Below are 21,025 nucleotides of genomic sequence, written 5' to 3'. Positions count from 1 at the left end.
GGGTGATCCTCCATCGCACAAAATTTTGTTCGATCAGCATAATACGCCGTAAAATTGCGTCATCCCTTCAAATGGTGTCAAGTTCGCAAGCACATTCGATGAAACGCGGCGTATCCTTGAGCTCTTAGATATGGCTTGCCGCCCTGGAGGAGGAAACATTCATGCGTATCGGTGTGCCGAAGGAGATCAAGAATCACGAGTATCGCGTCGGGCTGACGCCCGAGAGCGTGCGCGAACTCGTTGCAAACGGCCATGACGTCGTCATCGAGACGCAGGCGGGTGCGGGCATCGGCTCGGGAGACGATGTGTATCAGACCGCCGGCGCGCGCATTCTGCAAACTGCGGCCGAGGTCTTCGACGCCGCGCAGATGATCGTCAAGGTCAAGGAACCGCAGGCCGTCGAACGTGCCATGTTGCGGCCCGACCATATCCTCTTCACCTATCTGCACCTTGCGCCGGATGCGCAGCAAACGGCTGACCTGGTGAAGTCGGGTGCGACCTGCATTGCCTATGAGACCGTGACGGACGGGCGCGGCGGGCTGCCGCTGCTGGCGCCGATGTCGCAGGTGGCCGGTCGGCTGTCGGTGCAGGCGGGCGCAACGGCGCTGGAGCGTGCCCACGGCGGTGCCGGGATGCTGCTTGGCGGCGTTCCGGGTGTTGCGCCGGCGAAGGTCGTCGTTATCGGCGGCGGTGTCGTCGGCGCCCATGCGATCACCATGGCGCTCGGCCTCGGCGCGGATGTGACCGTGCTGGATCGCTCCATCGATGTGCTCGGCGGTCTGTCGGCCCGCTTTGGCGCGGCCTTGCGCACCGTTTATTCGACGCGCGCGGCCATTGAGGAATATGTGCTCGATGCCGATCTGGTGATCGGCGCCGTGCTCGTGGCCGGTGCAGCGGCCCCCAAACTGGTGACCGCCGATCATGTCCGCCGGATGAAGGCAGGCTCCGTGCTGGTGGATGTCGCCATCGACCAGGGCGGCTGCTTCGAGACCTCGCATGCCACGACCCATGCCGAGCCGACCTATGTCGTCGACGACGTTGTGCATTATTGCGTTGCCAACATGCCGGGCGCCGTACCGAAAACCTCCGCGCATGCGCTCAACAACGCGACGCTGCCCTTCACGCTGGCGCTTGCCAACCATGGCTACCAGAAGGCGCTCGCCGGCGATCCGCATCTGCTGAACGGGCTGAACGTTCACGCCGGGCGGGTGACTGTCAAGGCGGTGGCCGATGCGCTCGGCTATGAATTCGTCAGCCCCGGAGTTGCGCTGGGCGGGGTGGCCGCCGCGGCCTGATACGGGCCGGGCCTTTGCACGCAGCCTTGCGGGACCACAGATGAAAATGCCCGGCGGGGGTCTCCCCGCCGGGCTTTTGTCTTGTATCGTGGCGACGGCAGAAACGTCGCAGCGCCGTGCGGTCGTGCCTTACGGGCAGACCACCCGGTAGCGGCGTCCGTAGCGGTCGGTCGCGACGCAGTTCTTCGGCGTGGTGGCCGCGCCGACGACACCGCCGCCGACACCGCCGATGGCCGCGCCGGCGAGCGCTGCACCGACGCCACCGCCCGTTGCCGCGCCGATTGCGGCGCCCGTCGCAGCGCCGAGGCCGCCGCCGATCAGTGTCCGGTCTCGCTGGCTGTCGGACTGACAGGCCGCCAAGAGCAGGGCCGCTGTGGAAACGAGAACGACTTTCTTCATCTATAAACACTCCAAGAGAATGCCGCCCACGCGGACACTTCAGTCAAGTTTACCATTGCGCCGAAAAGGACTCGGGCGCAATGGCGCAAAGCCTGTTACGGGCAGGCAACCCGGACACGGCGACCATAGCGGTCGCGCGCGATGCAGTTTTTCGGCGTTGTTGCCGAGCCGACCATGGCACCGCCGACACCGCCGACAACGCCGCCGACGAGTGCGCCGCCGACATCGCCCGTGGCGGCCGCGCCCACGGCAGCGCCGGTCGCCGCGCCAAGACCGCCGCCAACGAGCGTCCGGTCGCGCTGGCTGTCTGATTGACAGGCCACAAGCAGAAGTGCTGCGCCGCTTACCAGAACAATCTTCAGCATTTGTTCGCTCCTTCAATTCCTGTCTGTCGGTTTTGGTCCAATGCGGCCAGACGCCGACACTCGACGGGAGCCCCGTCTTGTTTCCATCACAACATCAAATTCGTGACCAGTCTAGGCTGGCTTGAAGGCCAAGCTGTGACCTGGAACATACAATTTGCGTTATTTTGAAGAAATCCGTGGTTCTCCCACCCTTGCCAGCAGGCCGAGGGTGGAGGCGTCCCGGTCCTTGGCCATCACGCGTCCGTCGACCATTGGCAGCAACTCGGTGGCAAGCGTCTTGCCAAGTTCGACCCCCCATTGATCGAAGGAGTTGATGTTCCAGATCGCGCCTTCGACGAAGACGCGGTGCTCATAGAGCGCGATCAGACGCCCGAGCGCGAAGGGTGTCAGCTTGTCGTGAACCAGGGTGATTGACGGTCGGTTGCCGGGAAACACCTTGTGCGGGGCAAGGCGACTTGCTTCGGTCTCGCTTGCGCCTTGCGCGCGCAAGGACGCCTCGGCCTCTTCGAGCGTCTGACCCTTCATCAGCGCTTCCGATTGCGCCAGGCAATTGGCGACCAGAAGCGCATGATGGTGCGCAAGATCGGGCTCGTGTCCGCGGGCTGCGACGATGAATTCGCACGGGATCACATCGGTGCCCTGATGCAGCAACTGGTAGAAGGCATGCTGGCCGTTGGTTCCCGGCTCCCCCCAGACCAGGGGGCCGGTCGCCTCCCTCGCGGGAGCACCCGACAGCGTGACGCGTTTGCCGTTTGATTCCATGTCGAGTTGTTGAAGATAGGCGGGCAGGCGCGCAAGGCGTTGGTCGTAGGGCAGCACGGCGCGGGCCGGAAAGCCGCAAAAATTGCGGTGCCAGACACCGGCAAGCCCCATCAGAACCGGCAGGTTATCGTCAAGCGGCGCGGTCTGGAAGTGTCGGTCCATGGCACGGGCGCCATCGAGAAACCGACCGAAATCCCGCGCGCCGATCGCCAGCATCACAGGCAGGCCGATTGCCGACCAGACGGAGTAGCGCCCGCCGACCCAGTCCCAGAAACCAAACACCCGGCTCTGGTCGATGCCGAAGGCTGCGACCTTGTCGAGCGCGGTCGAGACGGCGGCAAAATGTGCCCCGACGGCCTCCTCGCCAAGGGCGTCGACGATCCATCGCCGCGCGGTTCGAGCGTTTGTCATCGTCTCGGTGGTGGTGAAGGTCTTGGAGGCGACGATCACAAGCGTGCGCGCTGGATCGAGCCCGGCGAGCGTATCGGCAACATGCGCGCCGTCGACATTGGACACGAAATGCACGCGCGGGCCGTCGGCATAAGGCGAGAGTGCCTGCGTGACCATCGCCGGACCAAGGTCCGATCCGCCGATGCCGATGTTCACGACATCCGAAATCGGGTTCCCGGACTGGCCGGCGACGACACCTGAACGAATGCCGTCGGCAAAGGCTTCGACGCGGGCAAGCGTTTCGGCTACGTCCGGCATGATGTCGTGCCCGTCGACCATGACGGGACCTTCGCCGCGGTTGCGCAGTGCGACATGCAACACCGCGCGGCCTTCCGTCTCGTTGATTGCCTCGCCGGAAAACATCGCGTCGCGGCGATCTTCCACACCGCGCTCGCGGGCGAGATCCGCAAGTGCGGTGATGGCCTCAAGGTCCCAGTGCATCTTCGAAAAATCCACGAGCAGGTCATCAAGCGTGAAAGACAACGCATCGAAGCGACCCGGATCGTCGGCAAGGATTTGACGCAGACCTTTTGCCTGCAATTCGGCCGCCCGGCGCTTCAGGTCTTGCGGCATGTCGGGCTGCGTCATTCGTGATCTCCTCCCCCAAACGAAAATGCCTTGCCGGCAGGAGACCTTAGGCCAGCAACATGGCGCAGTACCAGCCATAAGCGACCAGAAGCGCGAGGCCGACGCTGCGCGGGATCCTGCGCATGGAAACCAACAGTATGGCAAGGGCGAGCGATGCCGCGAGCATGACCGGAATGTCGAATGCGGCGATCTCGCTTGCGATCGAGATCGGAGCCACTGCCGCGGTGATGCCGAGAATGCCCAGATTGTTGAAGATATTCGAACCCACCACATTGCCGATGGCGATTTCCGGTTGGCGACGGATGGCGGCGGCAATGGACGTCGCGAGTTCGGGAAGGCTCGTGCCGACGGCCACCACGGTCAAGCCGATCGCCGCGTCGGACAGTCCGAGGGTCCTGGCGATCCGGGTTGCGCCGTCCACCAGGAAATCCGCGCCCAGCATCAAGGCCGCCAGACCGCCGAGGGCGAACGCCAACGCCTTCCAGATGACCGGTCGCACCGTCTCGCCCGAAAGCTCGGGAGTTGGGTTGCGACTGGTGAAAGCGCTGAAGGTCAGATAGGCGGCCAGCGCTGCCAGGAATGCAAGGCCGGTCGGCGCCGAGAGCGTTCCCGTCCATGACACGACCGCAAGGGCAAGCGCGCTGGCCAGCATCACCGAGAGATCGCGCCCGAGGCCGGCGATGCGGGTCGGCATGGGAGAGATCAGCATGGCAAGGCCAAGGATCAAAAGGACGTTGGCGGTGTTCGATCCGACGACATTGCCCACTGCGATGTCAGGCACGCCGGCGAAGGCCGCCTGTAGCGAAACCAGAAGTTCCGGCATGGACGTTCCAAAGCCGACCACAGTCAGGCCGATCAGCAGCGGCGACATGCGAAACCGGACGGCGAGGGAGACCGCGCCGCGCACAAGCGTGTCTCCGCCCGCAAACAGAAGCACAAGACCGAGGGCGATGAAGCCGATGTCAATGAGCATATGATCCTGTCCTTCACCGTCGGGTTTCGAAACCGAACGGAGCGCGAGAGAAAACTGCGCCGCGCGGCAGCGGTGCGCGCACGGGCGGGTTGCAAGGCTGTGACTTAGAGGTCGTCGCCAGGGTCAAGCGTCCGTCGGTTCGTCCGACAGGAGGTCATATTCGCCCTCGTAGGCCATCACCGCGAGCTTTGCGATGCAATAGAGTGCGGCTGGAACGAGCGGGGCGGCAACAGCTGCGGTCCCGATCGGGCCGAGGGCGAGAAAGCCGCTCAGCGCCCAGATGGTGCCAAGCGCCATAACCGCGATTTCGGCAGCGAACAGGACCACGGTAGAGATGAGAATGAGAAAGAAGACAACTCCGGGCCGTTTGATGTTCGCGGGAACCGGAGACTGAAACAGCTGAACCGAGCCCGGCATGGCCGTGACCCTTGATGAGCACGGGCATGATCCCCGCGCTCAGGGCAGATGGGAGGGGTCTGGCGTTCGCACAAGATGGGAAACACGGCTTGTGCCGATCCTTTTTCGGGGGCGGCAACTCTCGATCAGGTGAGGCCCGCCGCCTCGCGCGCGCGGCGCTCTATTCCGTCCCAGTCCTCGTCGGCGATCGACCTGGCGTCCGCGATCCAGGAGCCGCCGACGCAGGCGACGTTGGACAGCGCCAGATAGTCCGGCGCGCTTTGCAGCGTGATGCCGCCGGTCGGGCAGAATTTTGCGGCCGGCAGCGGCGCGCCGAGCGATTTCAGCAGGGCGAGGCCGCCGACGGCTTCGGCGGGAAAGAGTTTCAGGCGCGTATAGCCGGCCTCCAGCAGGTGCATCACCTCCGATGCGGTGGCCGCGCCCGGCAGCAGGGGGACATCGTGGTCGGCTGCCGCCGAAAGCAGCCGGTCGGTCGCGCCGGGGGAGACGATGAAGCGCGATCCGGCCGCGACGGCGGCCTCATACTGCGCTGCGTCCAGAACGGTGCCGGCGCCGACGATGGCACCCTCGACCTCGTCGGCCACGGCGCGGATCGCCTCCAGCGCATTCGGCGTACGCAGTGTGATCTCGATCGCCGGCAATCCCCCGCGCACCAGCGCCTGTGCCATCGGCACGGCCCTTGCGGGATCCTCAACAACCAGCACGGGGATCACGGGGGCGGCCTGCATCACAATGTCGAGCTTGGCGGTGTCTTGCGTCATCATCGGCTCCGTGTTGGAAAAGGCGCGTCAGGCGCCGAAAACATGCGCGCCCTCGTCGGCGGGGCCGGCGGCAGCACGGAAGGCGGCGAAGAGATCGCGTCCGACGCCCTGCTGATGGGCGGAGAGGTCTGCGGTTGCGGCCGGACGGGCCTCAAACTCGGCCGCATCGACCAGAACCTCGAGGCGACCGGTCTCCGCATCGATGCGCAGCAGGTCGCCGTCGCGGACCTTCGCGATCGGCCCGCCGGTGACGGCCTCCGGCGTGACGTGGATCGCCGCCGGCACCTTGCCGGAGGCGCCCGACATGCGCCCGTCGGTTACGAGCGCCACCTTGAGCCCGCGATCCTGGAGCACGCCGAGCGTCGGGGTGAGCTGGTGCAGTTCCGGCATGCCGCAGGCGCGCGGACCCTGGAACGGCAGCACGGCGACGAAATCCTCGGTCAACTCGCCTGCCTTGAAGGCGTCGATCACGGCCTGTTGCGAAGTGAAGACGCGTGCCCGCGCCTCGATCACGCGGCGTTCGGGCTTGACCGCCGACACCTTGATGACCGCCCGGCCGATATTGCCGTCGAGCATTTTCAGCCCACCGTTCGGCTGGAACGGCTCCTTGACGGTGGACAGAACCTTGGGGTCGGCGCTGGTCTTTTCGGCCGATTCCCAGACAACCGTGCCGTCCCCGGCGAGTTTCGCCTCGACCGCATAGCCTGAAAGGCCGGTACCGTTCACGGTCCTGACGTCTTCATGCAGCAGGCCTTCCGACAACAGCTCGCCGATCATGTAGCCCATGCCGCCGGCGGCCTGGAAATGATTCACGTCGGCCAGTCCGTTGGGGTAGATGCGTGCGATCAGCGGAATGATGTCGGAAAGTTGCGAGATATCGCCCCAGGTGAGTTTGATCCCGGCCGCATTGGCCATGGCGACAAGATGCAGCGTGTGGTTCGTCGAGCCGCCGGTCGCGTGCAGGCCGACGACGCCGTTGACGATGGCGCGGGCGTCGATCATCTCGCCGATGGGCGTGTAGTTGTTGCCAAGCGCGGAGAGCGCGAGCGCGCGCTTGGCGCCCTCTCGGGTCAGGGCGTCGCGCAGCGGGGTATCGGGATTGACGAAACTCGCACCGGGCAGATGGAGCCCCATGATTTCCATCAGCATCTGGTTGGAGTTCGCGGTGCCGTAAAAGGTGCAGGTGCCGGGACTGTGGTAGGACTTGCTCTCCGATTCCAGCAGCTCCGCGCGGCCGATCTTGCCTTCGGCGTAGAGTTGGCGGGTCTTGGCCTTCTCGTCGTTTGGAAGTCCGGACGGCATCGGCCCCGCCGGCAGGAAGACTGCCGGCAGATGGCCGAAGGAAAGCGCCGCAATCATCAGGCCCGGAACGATCTTGTCGCAAATGCCGAGATAGACGGCGGCGTCGAACATCTGGTGCGACAGGCCGACGGCGGTCGCCATGGCGATGACGTCGCGCGAAAACAGCGACAGTTCCATACCGGTCTGGCCCTGGGTGACGCCGTCGCACATCGCCGGGACGCCGCCGGCGACCTGCGCCACCCCGCCGGCCTCGCGCGCCGCCTCGCGGATCAGTTCGGGAAAGCGCTCGAATGGCTGATGCGCGGACAGCATGTCGTTGTAGGCGGTGATGATGCCGAGGTTCGGGACGACGTCGCCGGCGAGCCGCTCCTTGTCGGTGAGCCCGCAGGCGGCGAAGCCGTGCGCCAGGTTTCCGCAGGACAGTGTGCCGCGCTTCGGGCCTGCTTCGCCGGCAGCGCGGATGCGCTCCAGATAGTGCGCGCGGCTGGCGCGGCTGCGCTCCTCGATGCGGGCAGTGACGTCTGCAATGGTGGAATGCACGGTCATGGCTTGGTCCATCCTTTCAACACGCGCCGCCGGCATGTCGGGAGCATGCGGCGGCTTCGGTGAAACCGGTGGGGCGTTCCAAACGCTCGGCTCCACGTTTAAATCGATTTAATTTCGGGTTCAACGGTTAAGCCCGTCGATCATTGTTGTATCCGGTGCGGTCCTACATCAGGTCTTCGAACCATGTGCGGCCGTCGCGCTCGATCAGGGCGATCGCCGCCGACGGCCCCCAGGTGCCGGAGGTGTAGCCCTTCGGCAGGTCCTTCAGCGTCGCCCAGTCCTCAAGGATCGGGTCGACCCAGGCCCAGGCCGCCTCCACCTCGTCGCGGCGCATGAACAGCGTCTGGTTGCCGCGGATCACATCCATGATCAGCCGCTCGTAGGCATCGGGATTGCGCACCTTGAAGGCGGTGGCAAACGACATGTCGAGCGGCACCTGTCTGAGCCGCATGCCGCCGGGTCCGGGGTCCTTGATCATGATCTGCATGCGCACGCCCTCGTCGGGCTGCAGGCGGATCACAAGGCGGTTGGAGGAAATCTCGCCGGCTTCGGTTTCGAAGATGGAGTGGGGAATGGGGCGGAACTGCACCACGATTTCCGAGACCCGCGCCGCCAGCCTCTTGCCGGTGCGCAGGTAGAAGGGCACGTTGGCCCATCGCCAGTTGGCGATTTCCGCCTTGATCGCGACAAAGGTTTCCGTCTGCGAGGTCGGATCGTCGAGCTCCTCCAGGTAGCCGCGCACCGCGCCGCCGGCCGACGCGCCCGCGCGGTACTGGCCGCGCACGGTCGCCTTGCTTGCCATTTCGGCGTCCATCTGCTTCAGCGCCTTGAGAACCTTGAGTTTCTCGTCTCGCACGGAATCGGCGTTCATGGATTCCGGTGGTTCCATCGCCACGAGACACAAAAGCTGGAGGATGTGATTCTGCACCATGTCGCGCATGGCGCCGGCCGTGTCGTAATACCCCGCGCGTCCCTCCACACCGAGCGATTCCGCGACCGTGATCTGCACATGGTCAATATGGGCCGCGTTCCACAGCGGCTCGAACAGCGCGTTGCCGAAGCGCAGCGCCATCAGGTTTTGCACGGTTTCCTTGCCGAGGTAGTGATCGATGCGGAAGATCTGATCCTCGCGGAACACCTCGCCGATCGCCGCATTCAGCGCGCGCGCCGAGGCACCATCCTTGCCGATCGGCTTTTCGATCACGACGCGGGCAAGATCCGTGGTCAGGCCGTGGTCGCCGATCCGTTCGCAGATGGTGCCGAAGAAATCCGGTGCGACGGCCAGATAGAAGGCGCGCACCACCTCCTCGCGGCCCTTCAGGCGTTCGGCGAGTTCCGGCCATCCGCGTGTTCCCGCCGCGTCGACGGCGATATAGCTCAGCCTTGCAAGAAACCGCTCCAGCGCGGGGGCTTCCACGTCGTTGACATGTTCGCGCACGGCTTCGTCTGCGAAAGTGCGATACTGCTCGTCGCTCATGTCGCGGCGTGAACAGGCGATGATCCGCGCGTCCTCCGGGATCTGTCCGTCGAGATCGCGGTGATAAAGCGCGGGGAGAAGCTTGCGGTGGGCAAGATCTCCCGTTGCTCCGAACACGATGAGATCGAACGGATCGACTTCGATGACGCGGGCGACCATGAAAGTCCTTTCAGCTGACGGCGATATCGGAGCGACCGAGTTCGGCGCGGCGGGGCAGGTCCGCGCCGCGTCGGGAGCAGGTGAGCGCGGCGGCGCGCGCGGCGAAGCGCAGCAGGCCCAGCATATCCGTGTCGCCAAGGCGCTCAAGGGCTGAACGACGACGGCCGCAGGTTTCTCCAAGACGGGCGAGGATCGCGGCCTGGAAGGTGTCCCCGGCGCCGACCGTATCCACGAGCGCGACAGCGTCGCCCGCGACCTCGACGCGATGGCGCGCGGTAAAGGCTGTGGCTCCGTCTCCGCCGCGCGTCACGATCACGAGCGCCGGCCCCTGTGCCAGCCAGGTCTCGGCGAGCGTCTGCGGATCGTTGCCTGGAAACATCAGCTCCAGATCCTCCAGGCTGATCTTGAGCAGGTCGACATGCGGCAGGAGGTCCGCGAACCGCTCTCTCCAGGCGCTCATGTCGGCAACGACCGTGGGGCGCACGTTCGGATCATAGGCAATCAGCCGTCGTCCGTGCTCGCGCACGGCCAGCGCCAGCAGGCTGTCGCCGACCGGAGAGACCAGGGTCGCGTAGGAGCCGATCTGGATGGTGTCGATGCTGTCCGGCAAGTCCGGCAGGTCGCTCTTGCGAATTTGACGGTCGGCCGCATCCTTGCCGTAGAAGCCGTAGGCGGGGCTGCCGGTGTCGTCGAGACCGACGATGCTCAATGTGGTGAGCGCGTCCGTCCCAAGCGCGAACGACAGGTCGACGCCTTCCGCAGCGAGCGCCCTGCGCAGCCGCTGGCCGAACAGATCGTGCGACAGGGCGCCGAAGAAGGCGGCCGGCGTTCCGAGACGCGCAAGGCCGACCGCCACGTTGAACGGCGATCCGCCGATGCGGGCGTCGAACGTCAACCGGTCCGACGTTTCATCTGCGAAAAGGTCGAACAGCGCTTCGCCGCAGACGAGGATCATGGGTCGGTTCCGTCCGTTCACGCTGCCGCCGAGGCGTCAGGCGGCGCCATCGCGCCGGTCATGATCGCGACCGCGTCCGACATGGAATAATCGGACGGCTTGATCACGGCGATCCGGCGCCCGAGCCGGTGGATGTGAATGCGATCCGCAACCTCGAAGACATGCGGCATGTTGTGCGAGATCAGCACGATCGGCAGGCCGCGCGCCTTCACGTCGCGGATCAGTTCCAGCACGCGCCGGCTTTCCTTGACGCCGAGTGCGGCTGTGGGTTCGTCCATGATCACCACCTTGGAGCCGAAGGCTGCGGCACGCGCCACCGCGACGCCCTGGCGCTGACCGCCCGACAGCGTCTCGACCGCCTGGTTGATGTTCTGGATGGTCATCAGGCCAAGCTCGGAGAGCTTGTCGCGGGCAATGCGTTCCATCTCTTTTCGGTCGAGCTTGCGAAACAGCTTGCCCATAAGGCCCGGCGCGCGCAACTCGCGGCCCATGAACAGATTGTCGGCGATCGACAGGGCCGGAGACAGGGCAAGGTTCTGGTAGACCGTCTCGATGCCGGCGTCGCGGGCCTGCATCGGCGAGGAAAAATTCACCGGTCTGCCGTCCAGCCGGATTTCCCCGGCGTCCGGGGTAACCGCGCCGGAGATTGCCTTGATCAGGGTCGACTTGCCCGCGCCATTGTCGCCGATCACGGCAAGCACTTCGCCCGGATAGAGGTCGAAGTCGGTGCGATCGAGGGCGACGACGCGTCCGTAGCGCTTGATCAGGCCACGGGCTGTGAGGATGGGTTCGCGGGTCATGCGGCCACCTTTCGGATCCATTGGTCGATGGCAACGGCTGCAATGATCAGCATGCCGATGAGAAGATAGGTCCACTGCGGGTCGGTGCCGACGAGCCTGAGGCCAAGCGAGAACACGCCGACGATCAGGGCGCCGAAGAGCATGCCGAGCACGGATCCGCGTCCGCCGAACAGCGAGATGCCGCCAATCACCACGGCGGTTATGGATTCGATATTGGTGAACTGACCGGTTGTCGGCGAGACCGATCCGAGCCGGCCGATCATCACCCAGCCGGCGAGGGCGCAGATCAGTCCGGCGAGCGTATAGACGGAGATCCGCATCCGCGCGACGCGCACGCCGGCCAATTCCGCAGCGTCGGGGTCGTCGCCGATCGCCATCACATGCCGCCCCCAGGCGGTGTGGTTGAGCGCGTAGTTCAGGATCAGCACCAGGACGAACAGAGCGATCACACCATAGGTGATGACGGCGCCGCCAATGTTGAATCTCTCTCCGAAAAACTGAAGGATCGGGGCCTGTGCCTCGATGTCCTGGCTGCGGATGGTCTCGTTTGCGGAAAACAGGAAATTGGTGGCGAGCACGATTTGCCACATCCCGAGCGTCACGATGAAGGGCGGCAGGCGCATCAGCGCGACCAGCATGCCGTTGATCATGCCGCACAGCGCGCCGCAGGCGAGCCCGCACAGGACCGCGATTTCCGGTGGCAGGCCGTAGCGAAACGTGAACTGCCCCATCACCACGGACGACAGAACCATGATCGCGCCGACCGATAGGTCGATGCCGGCAGTCAGGATCACAAGCGACTGGGCGCAGCCGACAATGCCGACGATGGCGACCTGTTGCAGGATCAAGGTGAGGGCGAAGGGCGAAAAGAACTTCGAGCCGAGTACGATGCCGAAGATCGCAACTGAAATGATCAACACGATCAGCGGCACGAACTCGGGTCGTGCATGCAGTTTGTGCTGGATTGAGCCGAGAAACGTGGGCCGGTGCCCGTCAAAGGCGGCGATGTCGCCGGTCCCGACGGCAAGTGCCTCTTCATCGTGTCTCGCGTCGCGCGGGTCCGCTTCGCTCATGATGTCCTCCCCAAGACCGCCGGTTTTTCGGCGTTTCTTCTTTGGTCCGCGGGGCGGCATGACCGCCCCGCGTTTGCCCGGGTTCCGGGCTAGTAGCGCGCGAGGCGGCTCAGCCCCAGCACTTGTCCAGACCTTCCCCGGTGTCGATGGAGGGAACGCCCTCCACCGGCTTGTCGGTCACAAGCGCCACACCGGTATCGAAGAAGGATTTGCCGGGCGTCGGCTCGGGCTTCTTGCCGGTATCCGCATAGGCCTTGATCGCCTCGATGCCCAGCGAGGCCATCAGCAGCGGATACTGCTGCGATGTCGCCCCGATCACGCCGTCGGCGACATTCTTGACGCCAGGGCAACCGCCGTCGACGGAGACGATCAAAACGTCGTTCTCGCGACCCATGGCTTTCAGCGCCTCGTAGGCACCGGCGGCCGCCGGTTCGTTGATCGTGTAGACCACGTTGATCGTCGGGTCCTTGGTCAGGAGATTTTCCATGGCGGTGCGTCCGCCCTCCTCGTTGCCGGCCGTCACATCGTGGCCGACGATGCGCGGGTCGTCCTCGTCACCCCAGCGGTTCGGGTCCTTCACGTCGATGCCGAAACCGGTCATGAACCCCTGGTCGCGCAATACGCCGACCGAGGGCTGGCTGACCGCCAGGTCAAGCATGGCGATGCGGGCGTTTGCCGCTTCGTCGCCAAGCGAGGCCGCGGCCCACTGGCCGGCAAGTTCGCCGGCCTTGAAGTTGTCGGTGGCAAACGTCGCGTCGGCCGCGTCGATCGGCTCCAGCGGCGTGTCGAGGGCGATCACCAGAATGCCGGCGTCGCGGGCCTGCTTGACACTGTCGACGATGGCCTTTGTGTCGGACGGGGTGAGCAGAATGCCCTTGGCGCCATCGGCGATGCAGGTTTCGATCGCCGCGACCTGGGCATCGTGATCGCCGTCGATGCGCCCCGCATAGGATTTCAGCGTGATGCCGAGTTCTTCCGCCTTGGAGGTGGCGCCTTCCTTCATCTTCACGAAGAACGGATTGGTGTCCGTCTTGGTGATGATGCAGGCATTCATGTCGGCGGCCAGCGCCGGTGTGGCTGCCACGGCGCCCATCACCGTTCCGGCAAGCATCAGTTTGCGTAGCATGTCAGTTTCCTCCCAATGGTCGTTTGACGTCCTCATTTCCCGCCGGCTTGCACCGGTTGGGGGCCTTCAGGTGCCGCTTGCGGCGACGCGCGGTTGATCCGCGTCATTCTGCCTTGCTGCACCCTGTTTCGCTCCGCGCCCGGTCAGGATCGCGGTGTGGGGCGAATAGTTGAAGAAGATCGGCAGGTTGGCGGCACCTGCCGCGCCCGCGTCCGATCCGAAGGAGCCGCGCTGCAGCCGGGGCGCATGGCGTGCCTCCGGGGCGGCGGCGTCCAGTGCCACTGCAAGATCGTCAAGCAGGCGCTGGGCGAGGCCGCCATCGATATCGAAATCGATCACGACCAGCGGGACATCGATGAGCGAGATCGCCGACCAGACGGCCGGGACGAGCGCGGCCACGCAATCGTCGATCCATTCGTCGACGGCGGGGTGGCCGTTTTTAACGGCAAGCTCGAGCTCGCCGCGCGTTTCCGCCTCCACGCCGTGATGGGCGAGGTGACGCTTGAGCGCGGCGAGAGAGGCGCGTGTCAGCAGGATGTCCAATTCGCCGCGCGGCTGCGGCGCGGAGGCCAGCCGGCTTGGCGGGACAGGGATCATCGCGACGTCGCCGGCATTGCCGCTGACGCCCTTGAGGCAATCGCCGCCGGTGACAACACCTCCACCGATGGCCGGTCCGAGGAAGAGATAGAGAAAGTCGTCCGAAAGCCGCCCTGCGCCGGAAAACAGCTCCGCGATGGCGGCGGCCGTGCCGTCGTTTTCGAAGAAGACCGGATAGGCGATGGCGTCCTCGAGCAACGCCGTGAATTCGACCTCGTCCCAGCGGCGGAAGGCTTCGACCGGAAGTCCGAGTTCGCGCAGCCAGGCTCCGAGATTGAACGGCATTGCCAGCCCGACGCCGGCGATGCGATCGCGTTCCTCCGGCTCGATCAGCGTCAACAGCGTGGCGATGTCGCCGGCGACCAGTTCGACGGCCCGCTCCGGGGTCGGCAGAAAGCGGTCGTGCGTTTGGCGACCGATGATACGGCCCGAGAAATCGGCGAGCACGGTTTCGATCGATGTTCGGTCGAGGCGTACGCCGAACCCATAGGCGCCGGAGGGCGCGATCCGAAGCATGGTCGCCGGCTGGCCGCGTCCGCCATCATGACGCTTGCCGAGCGTGTCGATCAAACCGACGGCCGTCAGCTCCTGGATGATCCCGCCGATGGCAGCGTTGGTAAGCTGTGCCAGTCGCGCGAGATCCGCCTTGGATGCCTCGCCGACGCGCCGCAGGGCCTGAAGCACGATACGTTCGTTGTAACGACGCAGCTGCGCCGAATTGGATCCTTGACCGACGAGTGGGCGAACTGGCAATTTATGACCCCTGCTTGGCGGATGTAACCGCTGCGGACCCGGCGCTACAGCGGCTTTCTGCAATTTAATTTATTTGATTAATTTAATCACCGATAAATCGCCTTCTGTCAAACGCATTCGTTGCTGCGGTGCAGCGTCGGGTTGTGGGAGGCCACGTCTCGGCATTCAGCACTTCCTGTGGGCAGCAGTCCTGGATACTGGCGTGGCACGATGCCGGCGTGCGATGATCGACGAACGGTCGGGTGTCGCGGATTGCGTCGCGTACGCCTGACCGCACGTCCCGCGTCTATGGAGATCCTCATGCCGGACACGGCCCAGACCGAAGCGTTTCTCACACGCGCCATCGCCGCCGGCCGCGGGGAGACCCCGGCCGATCTGGCGATCCGCAATGCGCAGCTGTTTTCCGTGATGGACGGGTCGCTCACGGAATGCGACATCGCCATCGTCGGTGACCGGATCGTCGGGACGCATGCGCGGTATCGCGGAGAGCGGGAGATCGATGCGGCCGGGCGTATCGTTGTTCCGGGCTTCATCGACACGCATCTGCACGTGGAGTCCTCGCTGGTCACGCCGCTGGAGTTCGACCGCTGCGTGTTGCCGCATGGCGTGACCACGGCGATCTGCGACCCGCACGAAATCGCCAATGTGCTCGGCGCGGAAGGCATTCGCTACTTCCTCGATGCGTCCGAACGCACCGTGATGGACCTTCGGGTCAACCTGTCGTCCTGCGTCCCGGCCACCGCCTACGAGACCGCCGGCGCGTGCCTCGAGATCGAGGATCTTCTTCCGCTCAGGGGACACAGTCAGGTGATCGGCCTGGCCGAATTCATGAATTTCCCCGGCGTGCTCAACCGCGATCCGGCAGTAATCGCCAAGCTCGCGGCCTTTCAGGGCGGGCATATCGACGGACACGCGCCGCTGGTGACAGGGCTCGACCTCAACGGTTATCTGGCGGCCGGTATCCGCACCGACCACGAGGCGACGACGGCGGATGAGGCACGGGAAAAGCTTGCCAAGGGCATGAGTGTGCTCATTCGCGAGGGATCGGTGTCGAAGGATCTGGAGGCGCTTGCGGAGATCCTGACGCCGGACACCGCCTCCTTCGTCTGCCTGTGCACCGACGACCGCAATCCGCTCGACATCGCGGAGGAGGGGCATCTCGACAGCATGATCCGCCGGCTGATCCGGCGGGGTGCACGCCCGCAGGATGCCTATCGCGCGGCAAGCTGGTCGGCGGCCGTGGCCTTTGGCCTGCGCGACAGGGGGCTGGTCGCGCCCGGGTGGCGCGCGGATCTCGTGCTGCTCGACGATCTGGAGGATTGCCGCGTGCATTCGGTGATCGCCGCCGGTCGGCCGGTGGACGAGGCCGCCTTCGCGGAGCGGACGCCGCTTGCGCCGGTCGGGCTTAAGAGCGTGCATCTGCGCAAGATCCTGGCCGAGGACTTTCGTGTTCCGTCAGGTGCCGCCAATGAACGCGCCGTTATCGGCGTCGTTCCGGGGCGCATCATCACGGAACGGTTGAGCCGCACGCTGCCGGTCGAGGCCGGCGCGGTGGCCGCCGATCCGTCGCAGGACGTCGCCAAGGTCGCGGTGGTGGAGCGCCACGGCAAAACGGGGGGCATCGGGCGCGGCTTCGTCTCCGGGTTCGGACTGACGGGGGGCGCCATCGCCTCGTCGGTCGGACATGACAGCCACAACATCTGCGTGGTCGGGGTGGACGATGCGGCGATGGCCGCCGCCGTCAACCGGATCGCCGAATTACAGGGTGGTTTCGTCGTGGCGGATGAAACCGGGGTGACGGCGGAGCTTGCGCTTCCTGTCGCCGGCCTGATGAGCCTGGAGCCGTTCGAGACGGTGCGTCATGCGCTGGAGGACCTGCGCGCGGCGGCCCTTGCGCTCGGTTGCACGCTCGACGAGCCGTTCCTGCAGGTCGCTTTTCTGCCGCTTCCGGTGATCCCCCATCTCAAGATCACCGACAAGGGCATGTTCGACGTCGACCGCTTTGCGCTGCTGGATACCTGAGCCGTCTTCCGCGGGCTGCCCGTCGCGACACGCATGACGCGAAACGCATGACCGGGATTGGAACCGGTGCCGCGATGCTTATCTGTTGATGATGCGGATGGTGGCCGACCGCATTTTCCGTTGACGTAAACGGAAGGCTTGGTCATGTTTCTTGCGCGCGGCGCCAGGGAGAGGGCGTATCGCGCTTGGGAGAGCAGTCTGGGGAGGAGCATCCGTGACCGACGCGCAGGACTGGCTTGCTGATTTTCATCCAAAGCCGCTTCACGCCTATCTCGACGCCTCGGTGCGCGATTTCGGTGCCCGGCCGGCTATGGATTTCCTGGGCAAGGGCTGGAGCTATGCCGAGATCGGCGCCATGGTGGAGCACATGGCGGCGGGGCTTCAGGCGATGGGCATCGGCAAGGGCGACAAGGTGGGCCTGTGCCTGCCCAATACGCCCTATTACACGGTGTTCTACTTCGCCGTGCTCAGGATCGGCGGCATCGTCGTCAACTTCAATCCGCTCTATGTGGAGCGGGAGCTGTCGTTCCAGGCACGCGACGCGGGCGTGCGTATCATGGTCACGCTCGACCTCAAGGTGATTTACGACAAGGTCGAGGCGGTGCGCCGCGAAGGGTCGCTCGACACCATCATCGTCTGTCCGATGGCCGACATCCTGCCGCAACCCAAGAAGTTGCTGTTCTCGCTGTTCAAGCGCAAGGAGCGCGCCGACATTCCCAACGATGCCGCGCATCCGCGCTATGGCGAGATCGCGCGCGACGGGGCGACGCCGACAGCTGTCGAGATCGATCCGGAAACCGACATCGCGGTCTTCCAGTACACTGGCGGCACCACCGGTGTTCCCAAAGGCGCGATGCTGACCCACGCCAATCTCTCGGCCAATCTTGAGCAGTTGCGGACGATCTTCGCCGCCGCCAGGCGCGGCGAGGAGAAGATGCTGTGCGTTCTTCCGTTCTTTCATGTCTTTGCGATGACCGTGGCGCAGAACCTTTCGGTGGTTCTCGGCGCGGAAATGGTGCTCTTGCCGCGTTTTGAACTGAAGATGCTGCTCGACACGATCAAGCGAAAGAAGGTCACGCTGTTTCCCGGCGTTCCGACGATCTACACCGCAATCAACAACTCGCCGGTCGCGCAAGGCTACGACCTCACATCGATCAGGCTGTGCATTTCCGGCGGCGCGCCTCTGCCGGTGGAGGTGAAGGAGGAGTTCGAGGGGCGCACCGGCTGCATTCTGGTCGAAGGCTACGGGCTGACGGAATCCTCGCCGCTGGTGAGCGCCAATCCGCTCGATGAAAACCGGCGCTCCGGGTCCATCGGCCTTGCTGCGCCGGGCACCACCATCGGGTTCCGCGACCTGGAAGACCTGACCCGCGATGCCCCCGAGGGCGAGAAGGGCGAACTGGTCGTTTCGGGCCCGCAAGTCATGGCCGGCTACTACAATCGCCCCGAGGAAACGACGCGCACGCTGGAGGGCGGTGTGTTGCACACCGGCGATGTCGGCTACCGCGACAAGGACGGCTTCATCTATCTCGTCGACCGGATTAAGGATCTCATCCTGTGCTCGGGCTACAACGTCTATCCGCGCGTCATCGAAGAGGCGATCTACCAGCATTCGTCGGTTGAAGAGGTCATCGTCATCGCCATTCCCGACAAGTATCGCGGTCAGGCGCCCAAGGCCTTCGTCAAGCTACGCGAGGGCGAGGAGCTGAGCGCGGAGGATCTCAAGTCTTTCCTTGCGGATCACCTGTCGACGATCGAGCGCCCGCGCGAAATCGAATTCCGCGACAGTCTGCCGAAGACGATGGTCGGCAAATTGTCAAAAAAGGAGCTGGTGGAAGAAGAGGAGGCGCGCCGCGCGTCGGCGACGGCCGGGTAGGCGCGGCGATCCGGCTCCCTGCGGCTTGCGGCGGCGGCGGATGCTTGGCATTGTCGCTCGTCTTCAGCGCATGCAATCCAGGATGACCGGCCACATGACGGGCGATTTGCCGACCTATCTGACCACCCGTGAAATGGCCGATCTGCTCAGGGTCAAGGAACGCAAGATCTACGATCTGGCGGCGGCCGGGGAGATCCCGCACAGTCGGGCGACGGGAAAACTCCTGTTTCCCCGCGATGTGGTGCTGGCCTGGATCGACAACGCCAGCGAGGCGCCGTCGCCCCATGCGCCGCGTCCGCCGGTGGTTCTGGGCTCTCACGATCCGTTGCTGGAGTGGAGCCTGCGCGAATCGGGATCTGGGCTGGCCGCCTTTTTCGATGGCAGCATGGACGGTGTGGAGCGCTTCGAGCAGGCCGAGGGCGTCGCCGCCGGCCTGCATGTGGTTCAGGACGAAGGCTGGAACACGGATGCCGTGGCCCGCCGGCTGAGGTTTCAGCCGGTCGCACTGCTGCAGTGGGCCTGGCGCAGCCGGGGGTTCATCCTGCCGGCGGGAAATCCGAAAAACGTCTCGCGGCTTGCCGATCTGCCGCGCCTGCAGGTGGTCCGGCGCCAGGCGCAAGCAGGCAGTCAGCTTTTGCTCGACCGACTGCTGGCAGAGGAAGGCCTCGCGGGGCGCGCGGAAGGACCGATGGCGCGCGACGAGCGCGAGGCGGCTCTTGCCGTGCTGGACGGCAGCGCGGATCTGGCGTTCGGGCTGGAGGCATCGGCCCGCCAGTTCAAGCTCGATTTCATTCCCGTCTGCCAGGAACGGTTCGACCTGATTGTCGGCCGGCGCGACTGGTTCGAGCCGCCGCTGCAGGCGCTACAGGCGTTCACCCGCACGCAGGCTTTCGCGGAGATGGCGAGGACGCTCGGTGGTTATCGGATCGAGGGGATCTGGACCCCGCTGTTCAACGGTGGTTAGGCGCCTGTTTGAAACCTGTCGCCGGCCTCAAGGCGGATCGGCGCGCACCCCGTCGCGGGTCGCGATTCGCTTGCCCAGTTGCGCCTCGCGCCAGACCGTATAGAGCGAGCCGGCGATGATGAGCATGGCTCCCGCGTAGGTGGCGACCGCCGGCAGATCCCCGAACACCAGGAACCCGATCACGGTCGCGTAAAGCAGTCGCACATAGTCGAGCGCGGCGAGTGCCGAGGCTTCGCCGGCACGAAACGCGCGGATGCTGCACATCTGTCCGGCCCAGGAAACCATGCCGACCACGGCGAGCAAGCCCAACTCCCAAAGAGTGGGCGTCCTCCAATGGTAGAGGGCGATGGGCAGCATGATCAGCCCGACGAAGACCGCCTGATAGGTCAGGATCGTCACCGGGCGCTCGTGCTGGGACAACTTGCGGATCACGATCATCACCACGGCGGCGCAGGCGGCGCTGAGCACGGCGAGCCCCGCATAGAGATCGATCCCGGTATCGCCTCCGGGGCGCAGGATGATCATGACGCCTATGAAGCCGATCGCGGTGGCGGCCCAGCGGTGCCGCCCGACCGTTTCTCCCAGAAAGAAGATCGCGAAGATCGTGATGAAGAAGGTCTTGGAAAAGGAGATGGCCGTGGCGTCCGCCAGGGGCAAATGGATAATGGCGGTAAAACCCGCCAGCATCGCGGTCGATGCACACATGATGCGAACGACATGCAGGCTCGGACGGTGCGTCGCCAACGACCCGGGAAGACCGGAGATGATCATCGGGGCGACGATTGCCGCCATCACCATTTGCCGGATCAGGATGATTTCGGCGACGTGCAGCCGCTCGCCGAGGACCTTGATCAGGGTCACCATGACGGTAAAGAACAGCCCGGCCACCAGAATCCACAAGGTGCCGCGCAGGTTTCCCGGAAGCGCGGAAAGTCTGGCGTCGGCGGAACGATAGCGGTCGGCAAGGCCGGGTCGCTGTGGTTTGGGGGTCATGAGGACAAAACCGGGGGTTTGGTCGCCGCGTTGCGGTCGACCGACGTGGAGATGTTCAGCATAGACCCTTCTGCGGACAAAGAGAAAGGCCAGGGTGTTGTGCGCTGCGGTCGAACGCCGCTTGCGCGATCGCCGGCAATCGCCTTCGGGTCTTGGCGACAGGAGCGGATTGCCGCTAAGGTCGTGGCAACGGGGGTGGCGGTGCAGGGCGGTTTGTCCGGTGTCGGCCGGCTTCCTGTCGTATTCGGGCTTGGGGACATGTGCCTGCTCGCCCGGCATCCACGACCGCAGCGCTCATGCAAACGGACCGTCGCCCTTGACCCTTCCGGTTGGAGCGTCATGTCGCGACAAGCGCAGGTTCACGATCATCGC

At 65.0% G+C, this 21,025-nt stretch carries 18 protein-coding genes; 4 read left to right on the top strand and 14 right to left on the bottom strand.

All coding sequences use genetic code 11. The features are described 5' to 3' along the window. The first annotated feature begins 161 nt into the window (after positions 1–161). Positions 162–1,295 (top strand): alanine dehydrogenase, encoded by a 1,134-nt coding sequence (ald, locus tag BLU32_RS12650; RefSeq protein WP_093807458.1) that lies wholly within the window; start codon positions 162–164, stop codon positions 1,293–1,295. 129 nt (positions 1,296–1,424) lie between these two features. On the opposite strand, the gene BLU32_RS12645 is transcribed toward ald, so the two are convergent. The 13 genes from BLU32_RS12645 to BLU32_RS12585 all read right to left on the bottom strand — a co-directional run bounded on the left by BLU32_RS12645 (position 1,425) and on the right by BLU32_RS12585 (position 14,729). Continuing rightward, the gene (locus BLU32_RS12645) at positions 1,425–1,694 is read right to left on the bottom strand and encodes a glycine zipper domain-containing protein (RefSeq protein WP_093807456.1); all 270 of its coding nucleotides are present in this window, start codon (positions 1,692–1,694) and stop codon (positions 1,425–1,427) included. Between the two features lie 95 nt (positions 1,695–1,789). Continuing rightward, complete coding sequence (locus BLU32_RS12640) at positions 1,790–2,059, bottom strand: glycine zipper domain-containing protein (protein WP_093807454.1); 270 nt, start codon at positions 2,057–2,059, stop codon at positions 1,790–1,792. A gap of 159 nt (positions 2,060–2,218) precedes the next feature. Next, the gene (gene pgi / locus BLU32_RS12635) at positions 2,219–3,859 is read right to left on the bottom strand and encodes a glucose-6-phosphate isomerase (protein WP_093807452.1); all 1,641 of its coding nucleotides are present in this window, start codon (positions 3,857–3,859) and stop codon (positions 2,219–2,221) included. Positions 3,860–3,905: 46 nt separating this feature from the next. Further along, positions 3,906–4,832: a calcium/sodium antiporter gene (locus tag BLU32_RS12630; protein WP_172838568.1), complete on the bottom strand. Its 927-nt coding sequence runs from the start codon at positions 4,830–4,832 to the stop codon at positions 3,906–3,908. 123 nt (positions 4,833–4,955) lie between these two features. Next, positions 4,956–5,249 (bottom strand): hypothetical protein, encoded by a 294-nt coding sequence (locus tag BLU32_RS12625; RefSeq protein ID WP_093807450.1) that lies wholly within the window; start codon positions 5,247–5,249, stop codon positions 4,956–4,958. 125 nt (positions 5,250–5,374) lie between these two features. Continuing rightward, positions 5,375–6,010, bottom strand: a complete 636-nt coding sequence (eda, locus tag BLU32_RS12620; RefSeq protein ID WP_093810982.1) for a bifunctional 4-hydroxy-2-oxoglutarate aldolase/2-dehydro-3-deoxy-phosphogluconate aldolase — start codon at positions 6,008–6,010, stop codon at positions 5,375–5,377. A gap of 27 nt (positions 6,011–6,037) precedes the next feature. Then, positions 6,038–7,858: a phosphogluconate dehydratase gene (gene edd / locus BLU32_RS12615; RefSeq protein ID WP_093810980.1), complete on the bottom strand. Its 1,821-nt coding sequence runs from the start codon at positions 7,856–7,858 to the stop codon at positions 6,038–6,040. 163 nt (positions 7,859–8,021) lie between these two features. Beyond that, the gene (gene zwf, locus BLU32_RS12610) at positions 8,022–9,494 is read right to left on the bottom strand and encodes a glucose-6-phosphate dehydrogenase (RefSeq protein ID WP_093807448.1); all 1,473 of its coding nucleotides are present in this window, start codon (positions 9,492–9,494) and stop codon (positions 8,022–8,024) included. Between the two features lie 10 nt (positions 9,495–9,504). After that, entirely contained in the window at positions 9,505–10,449 is a 945-nt protein-coding gene (locus BLU32_RS12605) for a carbohydrate kinase (RefSeq protein ID WP_093807446.1), read from the bottom strand. A gap of 17 nt (positions 10,450–10,466) precedes the next feature. Then, positions 10,467–11,249, bottom strand: coding sequence for an ATP-binding cassette domain-containing protein (locus BLU32_RS12600; protein WP_093807444.1), 783 nt, complete (start codon positions 11,247–11,249; stop codon positions 10,467–10,469). Continuing rightward, a complete protein-coding gene (locus tag BLU32_RS12595) occupies positions 11,246–12,322 on the bottom strand; it encodes an ABC transporter permease (RefSeq protein WP_093810978.1) in 1,077 nt (358 codons plus the stop codon). The genes BLU32_RS12600 and BLU32_RS12595 overlap by 4 nt, the downstream gene beginning before the upstream one ends. Before the next feature lie 109 nt (positions 12,323–12,431). Further along, positions 12,432–13,448, bottom strand: coding sequence for a sugar ABC transporter substrate-binding protein (locus BLU32_RS12590; RefSeq protein ID WP_093807442.1), 1,017 nt, complete (start codon positions 13,446–13,448; stop codon positions 12,432–12,434). Positions 13,449–13,514: 66 nt separating this feature from the next. Continuing rightward, positions 13,515–14,729, bottom strand: coding sequence for an ROK family protein (locus BLU32_RS12585; RefSeq protein WP_244501694.1), 1,215 nt, complete (start codon positions 14,727–14,729; stop codon positions 13,515–13,517). A gap of 369 nt (positions 14,730–15,098) precedes the next feature. Between BLU32_RS12585 and ade the strand changes: the two genes are divergently transcribed. The 3 genes from ade (at position 15,099) to BLU32_RS12570 (ending at position 19,660) form a co-directional block, all read left to right on the top strand. Beyond that, positions 15,099–16,820: an adenine deaminase gene (gene ade, locus BLU32_RS12580; protein ID WP_093810976.1), complete on the top strand. Its 1,722-nt coding sequence runs from the start codon at positions 15,099–15,101 to the stop codon at positions 16,818–16,820. A 214-nt stretch (positions 16,821–17,034) separates the two neighbouring features. After that, positions 17,035–18,696, top strand: a complete 1,662-nt coding sequence (locus BLU32_RS12575) for a long-chain fatty acid--CoA ligase (protein ID WP_093807438.1) — start codon at positions 17,035–17,037, stop codon at positions 18,694–18,696. Between the two features lie 94 nt (positions 18,697–18,790). After that, complete coding sequence (locus BLU32_RS12570) at positions 18,791–19,660, top strand: helix-turn-helix transcriptional regulator (RefSeq protein ID WP_093810974.1); 870 nt, start codon at positions 18,791–18,793, stop codon at positions 19,658–19,660. A 27-nt stretch (positions 19,661–19,687) separates the two neighbouring features. Here the strand turns inward: BLU32_RS12570 and BLU32_RS12565 are convergent, their stop codons facing one another. Next, entirely contained in the window at positions 19,688–20,653 is a 966-nt protein-coding gene (locus BLU32_RS12565) for a DMT family transporter (protein WP_093807436.1), read from the bottom strand. Positions 20,654–21,025 lie beyond the last annotated feature (372 nt).

This window comes from Stappia sp. ES.058 (assembly GCF_900105595.1).
In the GTDB taxonomy this organism is placed as follows: domain Bacteria; phylum Pseudomonadota; class Alphaproteobacteria; order Rhizobiales; family Stappiaceae; genus Stappia.
Note: the sequence above shows the minus strand (reverse complement) of the source record. Positions and strands in the feature narration are given on the sequence as shown.